The 18,334-nt window shown below is 55.9% G+C and carries 19 protein-coding genes and 1 tRNA gene; 13 read left to right on the plus strand and 7 right to left on the minus strand.

Features of this window, described 5'->3' with window-relative positions; translation table 11 throughout:
* Positions 1–37: 37 nt before the first annotated feature.
* The 5 genes from FIV46_RS14115 to FIV46_RS14135 all read left to right on the plus strand — a co-directional run bounded on the left by FIV46_RS14115 (position 38) and on the right by FIV46_RS14135 (position 2,927).
* Complete coding sequence (locus tag FIV46_RS14115; RefSeq protein ID WP_139941575.1) at positions 38–520, plus strand: PAS domain-containing protein; 483 nt, start codon at positions 38–40, stop codon at positions 518–520.
* Entirely contained in the window at positions 513–992 is a 480-nt protein-coding gene (locus FIV46_RS14120; RefSeq protein WP_181163250.1) for a PAS domain-containing protein, read from the plus strand. Before FIV46_RS14115 ends, FIV46_RS14120 begins: the two co-directional genes overlap by 8 nt.
* Positions 993–1,141: 149 nt before the next feature.
* The gene (locus FIV46_RS14125; RefSeq protein ID WP_139941577.1) at positions 1,142–1,621 is read left to right on the plus strand and encodes a PAS domain-containing protein; all 480 of its coding nucleotides are present in this window, start codon (positions 1,142–1,144) and stop codon (positions 1,619–1,621) included.
* A 209-nt stretch (positions 1,622–1,830) separates the two neighbouring features.
* Positions 1,831–2,304, plus strand: coding sequence for a PAS domain-containing protein (locus FIV46_RS14130; RefSeq protein WP_139941578.1), 474 nt, complete (start codon positions 1,831–1,833; stop codon positions 2,302–2,304).
* Positions 2,305–2,438: 134 nt separating this feature from the next.
* Complete coding sequence (locus FIV46_RS14135) at positions 2,439–2,927, plus strand: PAS domain-containing protein (RefSeq protein WP_139941579.1); 489 nt, start codon at positions 2,439–2,441, stop codon at positions 2,925–2,927.
* 8 nt (positions 2,928–2,935) lie between these two features.
* Here the strand turns inward: FIV46_RS14135 and modC are convergent, their stop codons facing one another.
* The 4 genes from modC to FIV46_RS14155 all read right to left on the minus strand — a co-directional run bounded on the left by modC (position 2,936) and on the right by FIV46_RS14155 (position 7,095).
* The gene (gene modC / locus FIV46_RS14140) at positions 2,936–4,024 is read right to left on the minus strand and encodes a molybdenum ABC transporter ATP-binding protein (RefSeq protein WP_139941580.1); all 1,089 of its coding nucleotides are present in this window, start codon (positions 4,022–4,024) and stop codon (positions 2,936–2,938) included.
* A complete protein-coding gene (gene modB / locus FIV46_RS14145) occupies positions 4,021–4,722 on the minus strand; it encodes a molybdate ABC transporter permease subunit (RefSeq protein ID WP_139941581.1) in 702 nt (233 codons plus the stop codon). Before modB ends, modC begins: the two co-directional genes overlap by 4 nt.
* An 11-nt stretch (positions 4,723–4,733) precedes the next feature.
* On the minus strand, positions 4,734–5,495 hold the full coding sequence (gene modA, locus FIV46_RS14150; protein WP_139941582.1) for a molybdate ABC transporter substrate-binding protein: 762 nt from the start codon (positions 5,493–5,495) through the stop codon (positions 4,734–4,736).
* Positions 5,496–5,691: 196 nt separating this feature from the next.
* Positions 5,692–7,095 (minus strand): cytochrome B6, encoded by a 1,404-nt coding sequence (locus FIV46_RS14155; RefSeq protein ID WP_139941583.1) that lies wholly within the window; start codon positions 7,093–7,095, stop codon positions 5,692–5,694.
* Positions 7,096–7,423: 328 nt separating this feature from the next.
* Here FIV46_RS14155 and FIV46_RS14160 point away from each other — a divergent pair, with 328 nt between their 5' ends.
* The gene (locus tag FIV46_RS14160; RefSeq protein ID WP_139941584.1) at positions 7,424–7,873 is read left to right on the plus strand and encodes a MarR family winged helix-turn-helix transcriptional regulator; all 450 of its coding nucleotides are present in this window, start codon (positions 7,424–7,426) and stop codon (positions 7,871–7,873) included.
* A 44-nt stretch (positions 7,874–7,917) separates the two neighbouring features.
* Positions 7,918–8,664 carry a siderophore-interacting protein gene (locus FIV46_RS14165; protein ID WP_139941585.1) on the plus strand — a complete coding sequence of 249 codons (747 nt, stop codon included), beginning with the start codon at positions 7,918–7,920 and terminating at the stop codon, positions 8,662–8,664.
* Between the two features lie 55 nt (positions 8,665–8,719).
* Here the strand turns inward: FIV46_RS14165 and katG are convergent, their stop codons facing one another.
* The 3 genes from katG to FIV46_RS14180 all read right to left on the minus strand — a co-directional run bounded on the left by katG (position 8,720) and on the right by FIV46_RS14180 (position 12,247).
* On the minus strand, positions 8,720–10,921 hold the full coding sequence (katG, locus tag FIV46_RS14170) for a catalase/peroxidase HPI (RefSeq protein ID WP_219846188.1): 2,202 nt from the start codon (positions 10,919–10,921) through the stop codon (positions 8,720–8,722).
* A 360-nt stretch (positions 10,922–11,281) separates the two neighbouring features.
* A tRNA-Leu gene (locus FIV46_RS14175) sits at positions 11,282–11,368 on the minus strand.
* A gap of 99 nt (positions 11,369–11,467) precedes the next feature.
* Positions 11,468–12,247 (minus strand): competence/damage-inducible protein A, encoded by a 780-nt coding sequence (locus FIV46_RS14180; protein WP_139941587.1) that lies wholly within the window; start codon positions 12,245–12,247, stop codon positions 11,468–11,470.
* Between the two features lie 59 nt (positions 12,248–12,306).
* Between FIV46_RS14180 and sfsA the strand changes: the two genes are divergently transcribed.
* The 6 genes from sfsA (at position 12,307) to FIV46_RS14210 (ending at position 18,259) form a co-directional block, all read left to right on the plus strand.
* Entirely contained in the window at positions 12,307–13,014 is a 708-nt protein-coding gene (sfsA, locus tag FIV46_RS14185) for a DNA/RNA nuclease SfsA (protein WP_139941588.1), read from the plus strand.
* 12 nt (positions 13,015–13,026) lie between these two features.
* Positions 13,027–13,848, plus strand: coding sequence for a type I methionyl aminopeptidase (map, locus tag FIV46_RS14190; protein WP_139941589.1), 822 nt, complete (start codon positions 13,027–13,029; stop codon positions 13,846–13,848).
* Between the two features lie 21 nt (positions 13,849–13,869).
* On the plus strand, positions 13,870–14,556 hold the full coding sequence (radC, locus tag FIV46_RS14195) for a RadC family protein (protein ID WP_139941590.1): 687 nt from the start codon (positions 13,870–13,872) through the stop codon (positions 14,554–14,556).
* A 70-nt stretch (positions 14,557–14,626) separates the two neighbouring features.
* Entirely contained in the window at positions 14,627–15,130 is a 504-nt protein-coding gene (locus tag FIV46_RS14200; RefSeq protein WP_139941591.1) for a MarR family winged helix-turn-helix transcriptional regulator, read from the plus strand.
* Positions 15,127–16,479 carry a S41 family peptidase gene (locus FIV46_RS14205; protein ID WP_139941592.1) on the plus strand — a complete coding sequence of 451 codons (1,353 nt, stop codon included), beginning with the start codon at positions 15,127–15,129 and terminating at the stop codon, positions 16,477–16,479. Before FIV46_RS14200 ends, FIV46_RS14205 begins: the two co-directional genes overlap by 4 nt.
* Positions 16,480–16,558: 79 nt before the next feature.
* Positions 16,559–18,259, plus strand: coding sequence for an acyl-CoA dehydrogenase family protein (locus tag FIV46_RS14210; protein WP_139941593.1), 1,701 nt, complete (start codon positions 16,559–16,561; stop codon positions 18,257–18,259).
* Positions 18,260–18,334: the final 75 nt, after the last annotated feature.

The following is an 18,334-nucleotide window of genomic DNA, read 5'->3' on the forward strand; positions in this document are numbered from 1 at the left end:
AAAATTAGGGGCCAACATCTCTGGAATACTGCGAGTAATGTTCAAGTCACCTGTAAAACTATCCGATATCGAGCCGGAGCCTCTTCAAAAACTATTCAGCTATTGGCAAAAGATAAGGGCGGACCGCAAAATGCCTGCCAAACAGGATTTTAACCCATCGGATGTGCCATCATTGTTACCCTACATCACCTTGATCGATGTCGAAGAAAATCCGCGTCGCTACCGCACACGGCTGGCCGGCACAGAAAACACCCGGGTTCTCGGTTTCGACCCAACCGGCCGATATTTTGAGGAGACACCTCAACTATCCGGTGCGATCAAAAGGTTTACCTGGCTGGTAGAACATAAGGAACCCTACCTCTACAGGGGTTCGCTCAAATGGTCTGACAAGGACTTCCTGGACTACTATAGTATTGCGCTCCCTTTTTCTGATGACGATAAAAATGTAAACATACTCTTGTTCGGGGTGTATTATCTGTTCATCGAAGAAAGTGAACATGGGATGGAGCATAATGTATAAATCACCGGTTGTTGCTGAAGATATAAAACCGGATCATCTGAAAGAGCTTTTCATATACTGGCAAAAAATCAGGGGCAATAAACCCATGCCGAGCCGTGCAGATTTTCATCCGGAAGAACTTCCGGCGGTCCTGCCACATATTGTCCTCTTCGACGTCAGCGACAAAAAACCCTACCGTTATTTCACCCGCCTGGTGGGCACGGAAACCGTCAGAGCCATGGGGTTTGATTTCACCGGAAAATACCTTGATGAAATCCCCTCACTTTCCGCCGTTCAGGAGAGGTTCGACTGGATTTCTGAAAACGGAACTCCCTATTATTATCAGGGAAAACTGGTGTGGTCGGAAAAATCATATATGGATTATTGCACCCTTGCGCTGCCCTTTTCCAACGATGGTAAAAAGGTGAATATCCTGATGTACGGAACCGATTACTATTTGCCAGACGACCACCCGGAACGATGGTATTCCTGACAGCGCAAATGCACAAACCTGGATAAAAACAACAAGTTGGTAATGTCCTGCACAGAGGAAAACCGAATTCATACAATATTTACTTTAACTTAAATTCTAACCCACTAAAATAATTCAGGGACAAACATACTGCGGAGGCGGGGACTTAAATGTTCAAATCCCCCATTGAACTTTCAGACATTGAACCAAAAGCCCTTCGGGACCTGTTCATATACTGGAACAAAATCAGAGGCGAAAAATCCATGCCGTCAAGAAAGGATTTCCGCCCCAGCGATGTACCGCGCCTTCTGCCCCATATAGTCATGGTGGATGTGGAACAGGACAGTGGTCGTTATCTCACCCGGCTGGTCGGCACAGAGACCGTGAAAGCCATGGGGATCGATCTGACAGGCAGGTATGTCAACGACGTTCCACAAATGTCGGTTGTCCTGGAACGATATCAATGGATCGTAGAGAATAAAACCCCCTATATCTATACCGGACAGCTGGCCTGGTCCGAGAAATCATATCTGGAGTATTTTGCCCTGGGACTGCCGTTATCAGACGATGACAAGAGGGTCGACATCATCATGTGGGGGCTGGTCTATTATTTTCCAAGCGAGCAAAGAACCCGCTTTCCCATAGAATGAGAGCAGAGCTGCCCAAACACTTCTCCTGACACTCAACGAAACTGTTTTTCCAGTTCCGAGGCCATGCAAGAACAACCTGTCGTTTACGGGGCTTACCCCGGCTGATGAAATAGTAACGAAAAAAAATTCTCTCCTTCAGGAAAAGCTGATAAACTCGCAACACTTAAAAACAGAAGAGCGGAAACGGCACCTGCCAACTAGTTGTATAGATGTTCAAGTCACCTGTCACACCAGAAGATATTCCCCCCGAAGAACTGAAGGAACTTTTGCGCCTGTGGCAAAAGATAAAAGGTGAAAAATTCATGCCCACCCGCAAGGATTTTAATCCCGCGGCGGCGACACGCCTTTTGCCACATATCTCGCTGGTAGATGTGGAGAGCAGTCCCCGGCGTTACCGTTTCCGGCTGGTAGGGTCCGCCACCGTAAAAGCCATGGGACGGGATGTCACCGGCAAATATATGGATGAGATTCCGGGCATGGAGAATATGAAGGAACGCTATAACTGGCTGGTGGAAAACATGGTCCCCTATCTTTACAAGGGACAGCTGGTCTGGTCGGAGAAAAACTTTCTCGACTATTTTGCCCTCGGGCTGCCGTTTTCTGAAGATGGTGAAAACGTCAGCCTTATCATGTATGGCATGTATTATCTGTTCCCGGGTGACGAGCGAACCATTATGCCCTGAGGACCGGCGCCCCTCTCCTCCCAAGCAGCAGATACAGATTTCCCCCCACGTCCAGAATGTTATTTTTCCGTTAACCTGTAGCTGCTAGACAGAGATATTTGTAACTGAAAGTATTGTTCACAGGTTAGGTTTTAATGTTCAAACACCCTCTGGAAGCCTCGGATATTCCGCAGGAGGAGCTGAAGGAACTTTTCCTTCACTGGCAAAAAATAAAGGGCGATAAATTGATGCCCGCGCGCAAGGATTTCAATCCTGCCGACGTGCCAACCCTGTTACCCAATATTTTGCTGGCCGATGTTGAACAGGCCCCGCGCAGGTACCGTTTCCGTCTGATCGGCACCGCCGTAACCCGCGCCATGTCCCGTGACTCTACAGGCAAATATCTTGACGAGGTGCCTGGCACAACAGCGATGGAAGAACGATGGAACTGGCTGGTGGAGAACAGGAAACCCTATCTTTATGAGGGCGACCTGGTCTGGTCAGAAAAATCTTTTCTCGGATATTATGCCCTCGGCCTGCCTTTTTCGGAGGATGGCACCAATGTCTCGCTGTTGATGTATGGTCTCTATTACATGATCCCGAGAGACCAGCGGACAATTGCCCCCAAAGACTTGCAAAACTGACAGCGGCTTTACTGAACGACAGCAACCGATTTGATCTGAGCCCAGACCTTCATGCCCGCGGCCAGCCCAAGTTCCGCCACCGAACGGCGAGTCAGGCGCGCCAGCAGGATTGTCTCACCGGCTTTCAGGTAAACCATGGCAAGGGCTTCATCGGGCCTGGTTTCAATTTTATCAATTTCTGCTGGCAGGCGGTTCAGGATACTGCTGTCAGTCTGATTGCCAAGTGCAATACTGACATCCCGCGCCAGCACCCTGAGCCGGACATCTTCTGTACCTTCCCTGTCCTGTACACAGAGTCTGCCGCCGGGAAACGCCACGGTCATCAGTTGCCATTCCGGCTCCCGTTCGACAACAGATCCCTCGATTATCGTGCCGACGTCTTCCCCGGGCTCCCCCGTCAATCCGGACAGGTCCTGCAAAACACTGTGAAAGGAACCTTCGGTCTTTACGCGTCCCTCTTCCAGAACCACCACATGGTTGGCCAGGCGGGTCAGTTCCTGCAGAGAATGAGTTACATAGACTACCGGCAGGCTGAGTTCCTCCCTGAGGTGTTCGAGATAGGGCAGGATCTCCTGTTTACGGCCCTGGTCCAGGGCCGCAAGCGGTTCATCCATCAGCAGCAGGTCGGGCCGGATCAACAGCGCCCGGGCGATGGCCACCCGCTGTTTCTCGCCGCCCGACAGGGCTGCCGGATAACGGTCCATAAAACGGGAAAGCCCGAGCAGTGAAATAACCTTTTCGAACTCGTCCTTTTCTGCCGTTGTCGCCGACCGGCGGAGAGCATAGTTAATATTTCCCCGCGCTGTCAGATGGGGGAAAAGATTGGCTTCCTGGAAAACATAGCCGACTTTCCTTTTATGCACCGGAATGAATATATTCCCGTCCTGCCAGACCCGGTCACTGAGACGCATGACGCCGCCGGGAACCCGTTCCAGTCCCGCCATGCAGCGCAAAAGTGTGGTTTTCCCCGAACCGGATGGGCCAAACAGAACAGAAACCCCCTGACCGGGCAATCTCAGATCAACGTCCAGCTGAAACTCACCCGCCTGCCCGCGGTCAAGCCTGAAGCATGACTGTATCACCGGCGCCATCGTCATTTTCTGCCTCCGAACAGGCGGACAGATGCGGAACGGCCGCGATTAAATCCATAAAGCGCCAGCAGCACCAGGAAGGAAAACAGCACCATGGCCCCGGCCAGCCAGTGTGCATCGGCATACTCCAGCGCTTCCACATAGTCGTAGATCTGTACGGACACCATGCGGGTTTCACCGGGAATATTGCCGCCGATCATCAGCACAATACCAAACTCACCGACCGTATGGGCAAAGCCGAGTACGGCAGCGGTGAGAAAACCCGGCTTGATCAGGGGGACAACAACCGTGAAGAACCGGTCCCAGGGTCCCGCCCCCAGGGTGGCCGCCACCTCCAGCGGTTTGTCCCCCAATGTCTCCATGGAGTTTTGCAGCGGCTGCACCACAAACGGCAGGGAATAGAAGACCGAGGCCACCACCAGCCCCCAGAAGGTAAAGGGCAATAGCCCCAGTCCCAGCGCCTGGGTCAAGGCGCCGAGCGGGCCGTCCGGCCCCATGGCCAGCAGAAGGTAAAAACCAAGCACCGTCGGCGGCAGCACCAGCGGCAGGGCGACAATCGCCGCGACAGGACCTTTCAGCCAGGACCTGGTTCGCGCCAGCCACCAGGCAATGGGCGTACCGATCAACAGCAACAGAAGCGTTACCGTCGTCGCGATCCGAACCGTCAGCCAGATGGCAGCAAGGTCTGCCTCGGCAAATCCCATGCCCGCTCCTCTTAATCGTCCGTCGGCACTCTATAGCCGAAAGAAGTAATTATTCTTCCGGCCTGTTCACTGCGCAGGAAGCTCAAAAGTGCCCCTGCCGCTTCATTTGCCTCGCCGCGCTTAAGCAGCACCGCATCCTGGCGGATCGGTTGATAAAGCTCCGGGGGCACAATCCAGGCTGATCCGGCCTTCACCTTGTTGCCCTGCATGACCTGCGACAGGGCGACAAAACCGATCTCTGCGTTTCCGCTGCCGACGAATTGGAAGGTCTGGGAGATATTTTCCCCCATGACCAGTTTACCTCTGACTATGTCAGTCAATCCGAGCGCGTCAAGTACCTGTGTCGCGGCCACGCCATAGGGGGCCAGTTTCGGATTGGCGATGGCAATCTTGCGGAATGTCCCCCGTTTCAGGATCCCGCCTCCGTTGTCCACGACCTTCGCATCCGACGACCACAGCGCCAGGGCGCCAATGGCGTAGCTGAAGCGGCTCCCGGCCACGGTTAGCCCATCCTTGTCCAGGGCTGCGGGTTTGGCCTGATCGGCGGACAAAAACACCTCGAAGGGCGCCCCGTTCCTGATCTGGGCATAAAATTTTCCGGAGGAGCCAAAGGAAAGTTTGACCCTGTGCCCGGATTGCTTCTCGAAAGCGCCGGCAATTTCTTTCATCGCACCGGTAAAATTGGAGGCGACCGCCACCGTGACTTCGCCCGCATGTGACGACACCCCCAGAAAGGTTGCAAACAAACAGCTCAAAACGGCGATAAACCTCATAAATCCTCCCTCTGCCGACAATAATATCATTATGCTGCGCACCACATAATGATCGTAACTAACCGCAAAGTCATTGTTTTTTTCGTCACGGCAAGCGACAGCAAGGGACAGATATTCGGCAATAACAGGCAAATGCCGGCCCCCACGATAGGAGCCGGCATTTTTACATTCTGACGCATGCTGTCGCTGGACTGACTTAAAGCGCCAACATAAAGGCCACCAGATCGGATTTTTCCTGTTCGGTCAGTTTCGTTTCCAGCACAATGTTGAAGAACTCAACCGTATCGGCAAGGGTCAGCAGACGGCCGTCATGCATATAGGTCGGGGAATCCTTGATGCCACGCAGCGGGAAAGTCTTGATCGGCCCGTCGGCGGACGCCATACGACCGTTTATCATCTGTGGCTTGAAGAAGCGTTCCGTTTTCAGATTATGCATCAGGTTGTCGGTGTAATAAGGCGCCATATGGCATTCAGTACAACGTCCTTTGCCGTTGAACACCGCTTCGCCCCTGAGTTCGGCTTCGGTGGCCTTTTTCGGGTCCAGACGCCCAAATACATCAAGCTTGGGCGCCGGCGGGAAATCGAGCAATTCCTGGAACTCCGCCATGAAGTGAACCTGGCTGCCGCGCTCGAGAGCATTGACGCCTTTCTTGGCGGCAATGACATGGTCGCCGTCAAAATAGGCCGCCCGCTGTTCAAACTCGGTGAAGTCCTCGACCGATTTAAGCGCCCGCTGGGAGCCGAACAGGCGCTGGACATTGACCCCGCGCAACGGCGGCGTATCAAGCCGGTGGCGGAACTCCTGCGGACGGATGTCCCCGACCAGGTGAGTAGCCGCATTGGTATGGCCGTTGGCATGACAGTCAAAGCAGGTCACGCCCCGGCTGGCCAATGCGGTCCGGCGATCTTCAGTCTGGTTGAACTGTTGCTGCGGGAACGGCGTCACCAGCAGCCGCAGGCCTTCGAGCTGCTTCGGATTGAGGATACCGTTGAACAGTTCATAATAGTTCATAATAGTGACCAGCTGCCCCTGGGAAACATCCCCGAGATCCGGGCGGGTTGTCAGGTAAATCGGCGCTGGGAAATCCGGCAGCAAATGGGCCGGCAGGTCATAGTCAAGGTCGAAACGGGTCAGGTCGCGACCTTCCTGTTTCTTGATTTCATCGATGTGTGACTGGGGGAACACCATACCCCCTTCTGGATGGTTCGGGTGCGGCAAAGGCAAAAATCCTTTGGGGAACAAACCCTTATCACGGATTTCCTCCGGTGACATGGCGGCAAGATCTTCCCAGGAATCCACTCCCTTGGGCAGTTTGACGCGAACCCCGCCCTGGACTGCCTTGCCCCCGGACATGGTAACACCCTTGATCGGGCTGTCACTCAGGTCATATCTTTCTTCCAGAAGCTTGTTGTGGCGTTTTTCAATTTTTTTCTTATCGCCTTCCATCCGCTTTTTGGTTTTGGCAAATTCTTCCTTGATGGCGATCGGGGCGTAACTTGTCGCCTGATCCGCCCCGGCAGAAGAAACCAGACCGGTAGCCAAGATAGTAGACGCAGCCAGAACGGCTGTCAGATATTTGCAGGATTTTGGAATTTTCATGATCTGTCTCCTTGCTGATGCGGCATCTCCGAATCAGGACGGAAGGAATCAAGATCACTAACGCGCCTCCCCCCCTCCTCTTCAGGGAATGGTTATGTCTTTGCGATGCATGCGTTTACTTTTACAGGGGAACTACAACACGAAACTAGTTTAGATACTAATTTACTTTGTTTTTATGTTCAACTTTTTTCAGGGATTTTCCGGCCTGTCACCAACTGCTGACAGCCGCCTGCTCTCACCCCAATCGCCTCCACCGACAATATGGTTGACAATATCAATCATATTGTCTACTTAGTTGACAAGTTCAACCAAATGAGTTTGCCTTTCGATGACCAGAGAACAAATCGGCGAATCCCTTCATACCCTGATGCATACCTACCGGCGGGCGATGAGAACGGCGTACCGGCGGCGCCATCTGCCGTTGAGCATTCCCTATATCCGGGCCCTGAAAATGATCAGAAGTATGCCGGACTGCACCGCCCGTGATGTCGGAAAACGGCTTCGGCGGGACAAGGGGCAGATCACCAGAGTGATTAAAGAGCTTCTGGCAGAGAGACTGATCGAAAGACACCCCCACCCCGAAGACAAACGCAGCCAGATTCTGATGCTGACGGACAAAGGCCGTGAAACCCTGACAACCGTCACGGCCGCTGAAAATGAAGCCGCCGCGGATATGGTCCAGGGGCTGACGGCAGGCGAAATAGAGGAGTTCACCAGACTGTCTCAGGTCATGGTCGCAAACCTGGATAAGCAGAAACCAGCAAGAGGAAAAGAATGACAATACCCCAGGGAAAACCAGAAAAACTGTTGAAGGGAAATAACATGCAACGACGTCCCGCCCCCCGCGAGCTTACGGTCATCAACCGGCAGATGATTACCCCCAATATGCTGCGTCTTACACTGGGCGGGGATGGCATGGCATCTTTTCCGGCCGACCAGGCCGGCGGCTATGTCAAGCTGATGCTTCCCCTGCCGGGCAGCGAGCGCCCCGCCGTGCGCACCTATACCATCCGCGCCCAGCGGCAGAGGGAAATTGATATCGACTTTGTCCTTCATGAAGACGGCGGTCCGGCCTCGCGCTGGGCCCTGGACGCCGAGCCCGGCGGCAAGATCATGGTCGGCGGCCCGGGGCCGAAAAAGCCCATTGATCCGACAGCCGGCTGGGTCCTCACCGTCGGCGATATGACCGCCCTGCCCGCCATCAGCGTTAACCTGGCAAGCCTGCCGCCTCATGTGCGCGGCCACGCCGTGCTGGAAATCCTGTCCGCTGACGACAGGCAGGACCTGAAAAAACCTGACGGTGTCGAACTCCATTGGCTCGTCAATCCGCTTCCCGGTCAGAACAGTGAGCTGCTGCTGGACAAGGTCAAAACGCTCGACTGGCCGGAAAAGGCCCCTCATATCTGGACCGCCTGTGAATTCAGCGGTATGAAAGCCCTGCGCAGCTATTATCTTGACGAGTGCAGCCACGACAAAAAATGCCTTTATGTCTCCAGCTACTGGAAACACGGCAGCAGTGAAGACAAACACAAGGTACTCAAACGGGAAGATGCAGAGCGCGTGAAATAGAAAACGAGCGCAGCTGGTGGCTGCGCTCGTCTTGTTTGAAATAGGCTGGACGCGATTACTTCAGGTCAAACCGGTCGGCATTCATCACCTTGTTCCAGGCGCTGATGAAATCTGCGACAAATTTGTCCTCTGCGCCGTCGAAGGCATAAACCTCGGCAATGGCGCGAAGTTCGGAGTTGGAACCGAAGATCAGGTCAACCGGCGTCGCGGTCCATTTTTTCTCGCCTGACTTGCGGTCATAGCCTTCGTAAACCCCTTCGGCATCCGCAGACTTTTTCCACTGGGTGGACATGTCGAGCAGGTTGACAAAGAAGTCATTGTTCAGGGTACCCGGCTTATCGGTGAACACACCGTGTGCAACCTGTCCGGTGTTGGCGTTGAGCGCCCGCAGGCCGCCGACCAGAACCGTCATTTCCGGCACTGTCAGGTCAAGCTGATCCGCCTTTTCCACCAGCATTTCCGCCGGGGAAAAATAAGCGCCGTCGCTGTAATAGTTCCGGAACCCGTCAGCCTTCGGTTCCAGGAAGGCAAAGGATTTCACGTCGGTCTGATCCTGGGAGGCGTCGGTACGGCCCGGCTGGAACGGCACCTTCACATCCTTGAGACCGGCATCCTTGGCAGCCTTTTCGATCGCAGCGTTACCGCCGAGCACAATCAGGTCGGCCAGGGAAACCCTGGTCTTGCTGTTCTTCTTGTTGAAGCCAGCTTTAACCTCTTCCAGTTTGGACAGAACCTTGTCGATTTCGGCCGGGTTATTGACCGCCCAGCTTTTCTGGGGCTCCAGGGCCAGGCGTCCACCGTTGGCGCCACCACGCATGTCAGTGGCGCGGAAGGTTGAAGCGGCTGCCCAGGCAGTGCGCACCAGTTCCGGCACAGTCAGGCCGGTCTCGAGGATTTCGGCCTTCAGCTTCTTCACATCCCGGGAGCTGATCACTTTGTAATCGGCCTTGGGGATCGGATCCTGCCAGATGAAGGTCTCCTCGGGAGCGTCAGCACCCACATAAAGCGCTTTCGGGCCCATGTCGCGGTGCGTCAGTTTGAACCAGGCCTTGGCAAAGGCTTTTTCAAACTCTTCCGGGTTTTCCTGGAAGCGCTTGGCGATCTTGCGGAACTCCGGATCCATTTTCAGGGACAGGTCGGTGGTGAACATCATCGGGGCATGGAATTTGCCGTCGACATGGGCGTCAGGCACCATTTCCCTGGCGGATTCATCGGTCGGGGTCCACTGGGTGGCGCCGGCCGGGCTTTTGGTCATCTTCCATTCAAAGCCGAACAGATTGTCCAGATACATGCTGGTCCACTGGGCCGGGGAAGCTGTCCAGGCGCCTTCCAGGCCGCTGGTGATGGTGTCTTCGGCGTTCCCTTTACCGCATTTGTTTTTCCAGCCAAACCCCTGTTCTTCGATCGGGGCCGCAGCCGGTTCCGCACCGACGCATTCTTCCACTTTGTGGGCGCCGTGGGCTTTACCGAAGGTGTGACCGCCGGCGATCAGGGCAACGATCTCTTCGTCGTTCATCGCCATCCGGCCAAAGGATTCACGGATGTCCGCAGCGGCCGCGATCGGGTCCGGATTGCCGTTCGGGCCTTCCGGGTTCACATAGATCAGGCCCATCTGCACGGCCGCCAGCGGGTTGTCCAGCTTGCCGCCCTTGCCGCGACGGCCATGATCTTTCGCCAGGAACTTCTGTTCCGGGCCCCAATAAACCAGTTCCGGCTCCCAGTCGTCCGCACGGCCACCGGCAAAACCAATGGTTTTGAAGCCCATATTGTCCATGGCCACGGTACCGGCCAGAACCATCAGGTCGCCCCAGGACAGCTGCTTGCCGTATTTCTGTTTCACCGGCCACAGCAGGCGACGCGCCTTGTCGAGGCTGGCATTGTCGGGCCAGCTGTTGAGCGGATCAAACCGCTGCTGGCCGCCGTCGGCGCCGCCGCGGCCGTCATTGGTCCGGTAGGTCCCGGCGCTGTGCCAGGCCATGCGGATAAAGAAGGGGCCATAGTTGCCGTAGTCGGCCGGCCACCAGTCCTGGGACGTGGTCAGCAGCTCGTTGATGTCGCTCTTCACCTGCTCCAGGTCGAGTTTGGCAAATTCCGCAGCATAGTCGAAATCTTCACCGTAGGGATTGGATTCCGCGCCCTGGTCGCGAAGCGGGCTGAGGTTCAGTTGTTCAGGCCACCAGAACTGGTTGGATTTGGCAACACCTTCCCCCATGGCGGAGGAGTCTGCCGTGGCAACAGCGGGCACAGACAAGGCCATGACTCCGGTGATTGCAGTGGCGATCAGAAAATTGCATTTTTTCATGTGAGATATACTCCTTCTTTAAAGGTTGCTCAAAAAGCAGGCTTCCTGCCGGTAAACAGTTACTTTCACAAATGTCGGGGGTATTTTCAGGTCCAGGCCGCCTATTTAACGCCCTGCAGTCACCGTTTTCTCTGAAACACTCCCTTAAATCTTTCATCGATTTTTACGTATGCTACAGGCGGCAAGACTATAAATATATTATATATTCTTTATCATCATAATAAGTTTTGCTTATGATAGGAGAATGCAAAACCATGCGCCGGCATACCGAATTCAGCGGGGCGTAATTGTCAGGGAAAATTAAAAGAAGGGAGTTGGTGCGCCTGGCCGGACTTGAACCGGCAAGACCTTACGGTCGACAGATTTTAAGTCTGTTGTGTTTACCAATTTCACCACAGGCGCATCCCAGACAGAAATTGGACAAAACCGGATATGACATATTCTGCGGCGGAAATAAACAGGCTTTTCACTTTTTCCGGGGGAAGACCTTGATTTTACTTCCTAATCCACCGGCCTGGACTTGAAGGCAGGCTCGCCGTCATGGCATTCATAGCCGTCGTCGACGATCTTGTGCTTCAGCATGCCGAGCGCTTCGTCCAGCGCCACTTCGTCCTGGGAGCGCAGCACGAAGGTGGCGCCGTAGGCCTGCTCGTAATAGAAGGGATAGCTGCCGATCGAGACTTCCTCGAACACATCATTGACCTGGCCCAGCAGGTCGGCAAAGAAACTCTCGCCACGGAAGACATGGATGGTCCTGCTGATCATCTTGTCACCGCCCTCAATCTTTTTGCTCACGTCCAGCAGCATGGCCTGCATCACCACCGGAATACCGGCGAGGACGAAGATATTCCCGATATGAATGCCCGGCGCGCGGCTGATCGGATTGTCAATCAGCTCCGCTCCCTCCGGCATCATCGCCATCCTGAGGCGCGCCTCGGTCAGGCCATCGGGACCGTAATGATCCTTGAGCACGTCATAGGCTTCGGGGTTCTGCACGAACGGCACGCCGAGGGCGCGGGCGATATTTTCAGAGGTGATATCGTCATGGGTCGGACCGATGCCGCCGGTGGTGAACAGATAGTCATAGCGGGCCCGGAGTTCATTGACCGTATCGACAATCACGTCCCCGTCATCGGCGATGACCCGCGCTTCACGGAGCTGGATCCCCTGCTCGGTCAGCCAGTGGGCCAGGTGGTTGAGGTTTGCATCCCGTGTCCGGCCGGACAAGATTTCATCGCCGATCACAATCATGCCGGCGGTGACCGTTTTATTCCTGTTCATAACCCGTAAGCCATATGTCAGATTGCCTTTAGTTATTTTTCCGACTATACCCTGTGCTCATGAAATTTACAGAAAAACTTACACGCGGAATCCTGATCAAAAGATACAAGCGTTTTCTGGCCGATGTGGAGCTGGACAGCGGTGAGATCGTGACCGCCCATTGCGCCAATTCCGGCTCGATGATGGGGCTCAAGGACCCCGGCAACGAGGTCTGGTTGTCCCCCGCCGCCAACCCCAAGGCCAAGCTGGACTGGAAATGGGAACTGGTCCGGGCAGACGACGCCTTGGTCGGCATCAACACCTCCCATCCCAACAAGCTGGTGGAGGAAGCGATCCTCGACGGCACCATTGAGGAACTTTCCGGTTATGAAAATCTGCGCCGGGAAATGAAATACGGCCGGAACAGCCGCATCGACATTTTCCTGTCCGGCCATGACGACCGGCCGGACTGCTATGTGGAGGTGAAAAACGTCACCCTGGCCCGGGAGCCGCAAGTGGCCGAATTTCCCGATGCGGTCACCGCCCGCGGCACCAAGCATCTGTATGAACTGGCCGACATGGTCAAGGAAGGTCATCGCGCCATGATGGTTTACCTTGTGCAGCGCGAAGATTGTACTATATTCAGGGTAGCTGAAGATATTGATCCGGCCTATGCCAAAGCCCTTGCGGAGGCAAAGGCCACAGGTGTGGAAGCGGTCTGTTACAGCTGCTCCCTCACGCCAACGGAAATCAAGGTAAACCGGCCAATGGAAATGGCCGGAAAGTAAACAGGGTATCGAATGAAATATATCAAAGCGTCAGAAGCGCCGCTGGAATCCACCAACGCCATCAAGATCCACGATGCCGCGGATTTTGAAGGCATGCGCAAAGCCGGGCGGTTCGCGGCAGAAGTGCTCGACATGATCACCCCCCATGTGCAGCCGGGTGTGACCACCGAGGAACTGGACCGCATTTGCCACGAGTATATCGTTGATCATGGCCATGTTCCGGCGCCGCTCAACTATCGCGGTTTCCCGAAATCCATCTGCACCTCCATCAATCATGTGGTGTGTCACGGTATTCCCGGCCCGAAAAAGCTGAAAAACGGCGATATCCTGAATATTGATGTCACTCCTATTGTCGACGGCTGGTACGGGGATACCAGCCGGATGTTTTTTGTCGGCACGCCATCAGTCAAGGCCAAGCGGCTGGTGGACATCACCTATGAGTGCCTGATGCGCGGCATTGCCCAGGTCAAGCCGGGCAACACCATGGGCGACATCGGCCACGCCATCCAGGAATATGCCGAAAGCGAGCGGTGTGGCGTGGTGGAGGTGTTCTGCGGCCACGGCCTCGGGCGTATTTTCCATGACGCACCCAATGTGCTGCATTACGGCAATCCGGGCGAAGGCCCGGAAATCAAGGAAGGCATGTTTTTCACCATCGAGCCCATGATCAACCTGGGCACATCAGAGGTCAAGGTGCTGAGCGATGGCTGGACGGCGGTTACACGGGACAAGTCCCTGTCCGCCCAGTTCGAGCATAGTATGGGTGTTACGGCTGACGGCGTGGAGATCTTCACAAAGTCACCGAAAGGATGGACCAAACCGCCGTACGACTAATCGAACTTAACTTGGGGAGCCATGTCAGACCAGGAAGATGCCCATTATGTTGGCCACCGCCAGCGCCTGAAAGACAAGCTCCGCACGGCCGGCCCCGCCTCCCTGGCCGACTATGAACTGCTTGAGCTGCTGCTGTGCCTGGCCGTCCCGCGCCGGGATATGAAACCGCTGGCCAAACAGCTTATCACCATTTTCGGCGATTATGCCGGCGTGCTGTCGGCGCCGGAAGAGCGGCTCAAGGAAATCAGCGGCGTCGGCCCCACCGTCATTTCCGCCATCCGCCTGGCCGAGGCCAGCGCCGCCCGGCTCGCCCGGGCCAAGGTGCTGGAACAGCCGGTGCTCTCCAACTGGCAGGCGCTGCTCGATTACTGCCAGGTGGCCATGGCCCATGAAAGCCATGAACAGTTCCGGATATTGTTCCTCGACAAGAAAAACCGCCTGATCCGGGACGAGATCCAGCAGAAAGGCACCGTCGACCACACGCCGGTCTATCCCCGGGAAATCATCAAGCGGGCGCTGGAACTGAACAGCACCGCCCTGATCATCGTCCATAATCATCCGAGCGGCGATCCGACACCGAGCCGGGACGACATCGACATGACCCGCCGGATCGAGGAAATCGGCAACCAGCTCGGCATCAAGCTGCATGATCACCTGATCATCTCCAAAACCGGCCACCAGAGCTTCCGCTCGCTCGGCCTTCTTTAAGCAACGGTCTTGCCTTTAGATTATTTATGCAATATATTGCGCAATATATTGCATAAATTGGAAGCCACCGATGAAACTGCAGCAATTCAAAAAGGAACTGGATAGAGATCCGGCCTTTACCGGCAAGATGGCGCTCGATTTTGCCATGCTGATCTCCAGGCAGGCGGAAACCGTCTATGAAGATAGAGGCATCGAATTTCCGGTGATCGTTTCCTCGACCCTGCTCTGCCTCGCCGAGGTTGGCAGCGCCTCCCTGGTTGAAATTGCCCGCACCCTTGATCATCCGCACCAGCTGGTCGCCCAGCGCGTGAAAACCATGGCGAAACTCGATCTCATTACAAGCGCGCCCGATCCGGACGACCGCAGGCGGACAATTTTCCGCCTGACCCCAAAAGGCTGGCAGCAGGCGAACTTGCTGAAGGACTATCGCCGCGACGCGGCATTGGTTTTCAGCGCCCTTTCAGAGGAAGTCAGCGCTGATCTGCTCGCCCTCCTGCATCAGGCTGTCACCGCCCTGAAGGACAAACCTCTGGCCGACCGGTTCGCCGATCTTGCACAGACGGAGGACAAATGATGACCTCCTCCCTGTTTCGGACTTTTCTTATCCTGCTTGTGGGCTGCCTCGTCCAGAACCAAGCCCATGCTGCTGCGAAGATCGATGTTACCGCGCTGACAGAGCGTATCTCGGAAATCGTCAGGGCGCAGTTCGTCGATGAACAGGTTGCCCATAAGACCGCAGACGAATTCCTCGAAAAGGCCCAAAGCGGCGCCTATTCCGCTGTGTCCGGTCCCGAGGATTTGGCCAGTCAGTTGACGGATGACCTGCGGGCCATTTCCGGCGACACCCATATCGGCGTTGTTTATGATCCGAACTCCGTCGCCCGCTACCGGGCCCGGGAAGCGGCGAAACAGATTGTCGCCGCAAAGGAACGGGACAGCGCCAACAGGCGTGCCAAAATCGCTGAAGCCAAACTGGATAATTTCGGCATTCGCGCCGTGGAAGTGATGAAAGGTGGCGTCGGTTATCTGCGGATCGACTATTTTGACGGCCATGTGGACGAAAGCGCGCCGGTCTTTACCGCCGTCATGGACCTGCTGGCAAGCTCCCGGGCGATCATCCTGGACCTGCGCCGGAATGGCGGCGGCAACAGCCGCATACTGCCGCTGTTTCTCGGCTATTTCCTGGGACCGGAGCAAGTCCATTTTGCCACCCGTCAGGAACGCTGGAACGGGAATACCGAGAAACTCCTGAGCCGGGCGGATGTCAAAGGAGCCCGCCACTTTGACAAACCCATCTACATTTTGACCAGCGGCACCACCTACAGCCTGGCCGAACATGTCACCTATCACCTCAGGGCTTTTGGCCGGGCGACCGTTATTGGCGAGCGCACCTACGGCGGCGGAAACGGCTGGGATCCGGTGGTCCTGGACGATCAGTTTTATCTGCGTATCCCGCGTATTTCCTTCACGAATGCCCACACGGGGACACTTTACACCGAAGGCGAGGGCATTACGCCCGATATCGCTGTAAATGCTGCCCAGGCCAGACACAGGGCCTATGCCGTCGCCTTGGAACAGCTGCACTCGACAACCTCTGATCCCCAAACCCTGGAGGAAATCGAGTGGGCCCAGCGCCTGATCCAACAGCAGGGGGAAGACACCTCACCCGTAAGGCCTGATGACCTGCCGTCCCTTGGCACCTTCGGGCAGTTCAACTTCAAAGGAACGGCGGACGACCTGTGGCTGTCCTATCGCGACCTCCCCTTTGTAAAGCTCGAAAAAATCGGACCGGGGCTTTATCTGGATGACCGCTCCATCCAGCAGCAAATCCTCTTTCCGGATCCGGAAATTACCGACTCCGCCTCCCTGACCGTGATGCGATACGGTGAAGCGTCGCGGCAAATCACCAGGGATCCCGACTGACCGGCTAAAACGATCGTTTTAATGATTTGGCCTTTTCCCCTCCGACTGCTAGAATGAGGGAAAAACAGGAGGCCGAAACATGTCATTTTTCAATCCGCACACCGAACTGCGCACCCATGAGGTCACCAACCAGCCTCCGGTCCTGGAAAATTACAACCTGTTCACTTCGGACCCGATCCTGCAGGAGGCGACAAAGCGGGAAAGCACCGGCAGCACCTTTGAAAACCTGGTTTATACCGGCTCCCAGCTCGGCCATGAAACCTGTCTCGAGAACGGCCGCCTGGCCAATGAAAATCCGCCCAAACTGAAACTGTTTGACCGTTTCGGCCACCGCATCGACGAGGTGGAATTCCATCCCGCCTATCACGAGATGATGGCCGTCGGCAAAGGCTCCGGCCTTAGTTCCCTGCCGTGGGAGGAAGACGTGCAGGACGGCCACCTGCATCATGCGGTGCTGGAATATCTGCTGCACCAGGTGGAGGCCGGGGTGTGCTGCCCGCTGACCATGACCTATGCCGGCATCCCGGTCATCAACCGCGTGCCGGAGCTGCGTGAGACGTGGTTGCCGAAACTGGTCTCCCGCAGCTATGACAGCCGCATGGTCCCGGCCCACCTGAAGGAAGGCTGCACCATGGGCATGGCCATGACCGAGAAACAGGGCGGCTCCGACGTGCGCGCCAACAGCACCAAAGCGGTGAAAAGCGACGAAGGTTACCTACTCACCGGCCACAAATGGTTCTGCTCGGCGCCGATGAGCGATGCGTTCCTGACCCTGGCTTACACCGACAATGGCCTCAGCTGCTTCTTTGTCCCCCGCTTCCGCCCCGATGACAGCCGCAACAATTTCTTTGTCCAGCGCCTGAAACACAAGCTCGGCAACCATGCCAATGCCTCCAGCGAGATCGAATACCAGGATACCTGGGCGATGCTGATCGGCGAGGAAGGCCGCGGCGTCGCCACCATCATGGATATGGTGCACCATACCCGGCTCGATACCGCCATCGCCCCCGTGTCGCTGATGCGCCAGGCCCTGGCCCAAGCGGTGCATCACGCCCGCCACCGCTCCGCCTTCCAGAAAAAACTGATCGACCAGCCGCTGATGACGGCGGTGCTGGCGGATCTTGCCCTCGACCTGGAGGCCGGAGTGCTGACCTTCCTTCATCTGGCCCATAAATTTGACGAAGCGGTGGAGAATGATCAGGCTCGCACCTATGCCCGCCTCGCCGTCGCCATTGCCAAATTCTGGCACAACAAGCGCTGCCCCAACTTCGTCTATGAATGTATGGAAGCCCTTGGCGGCGCCGGTTATGTGGAGGAAGGGATCATGCCGCGCCTCTACCGCGAAGCCCCGCTCAACAGCATCTGGGAAGGCTCTGGCAATGTGATCTGCCTTGATATCCTGCGCACCCTGGGCAAGGAGCCGGAGGCGCTCGACCTGTTTTTCCATCAGGTGGCGCCCGTTATCGGCCAGAACGGCGCCCTGGACGACACCCTGTCCCAGTTGCGCGACCTGTTGCAGGATACCGCCGGGTTGCAGAGCAATGCCCGCATGATCGTGGAAAAAATGGCGCTGTGCCTCCAGGCCTCGCTGATGCTGCAATATGCCCCCGCCGATATCGGCGTCCTGTTCTGTGACAGCCGGCTCGGTGAAGGGCGCAACTATATCTATGGCGCCACCCGGATTGCTGACGCCGCCAGCATCCTGGACCGGGCCTTTCCGGCATACGATGGTGCCCATCCGGCCGGCAGCAACAGCCCGACACAACATCTGAACCGTTAGCACTGGAACCTCATAAGTATTATGTGATATAAACAATCCTTGAGTTGGCAATAGTAGTTCAAAGCCGGGTTGCGT

It is taken from the genome of Emcibacter nanhaiensis (genome assembly GCF_006385175.1).
Taxonomy (GTDB): domain Bacteria; phylum Pseudomonadota; class Alphaproteobacteria; order Sphingomonadales; family Emcibacteraceae; genus Emcibacter; species Emcibacter nanhaiensis.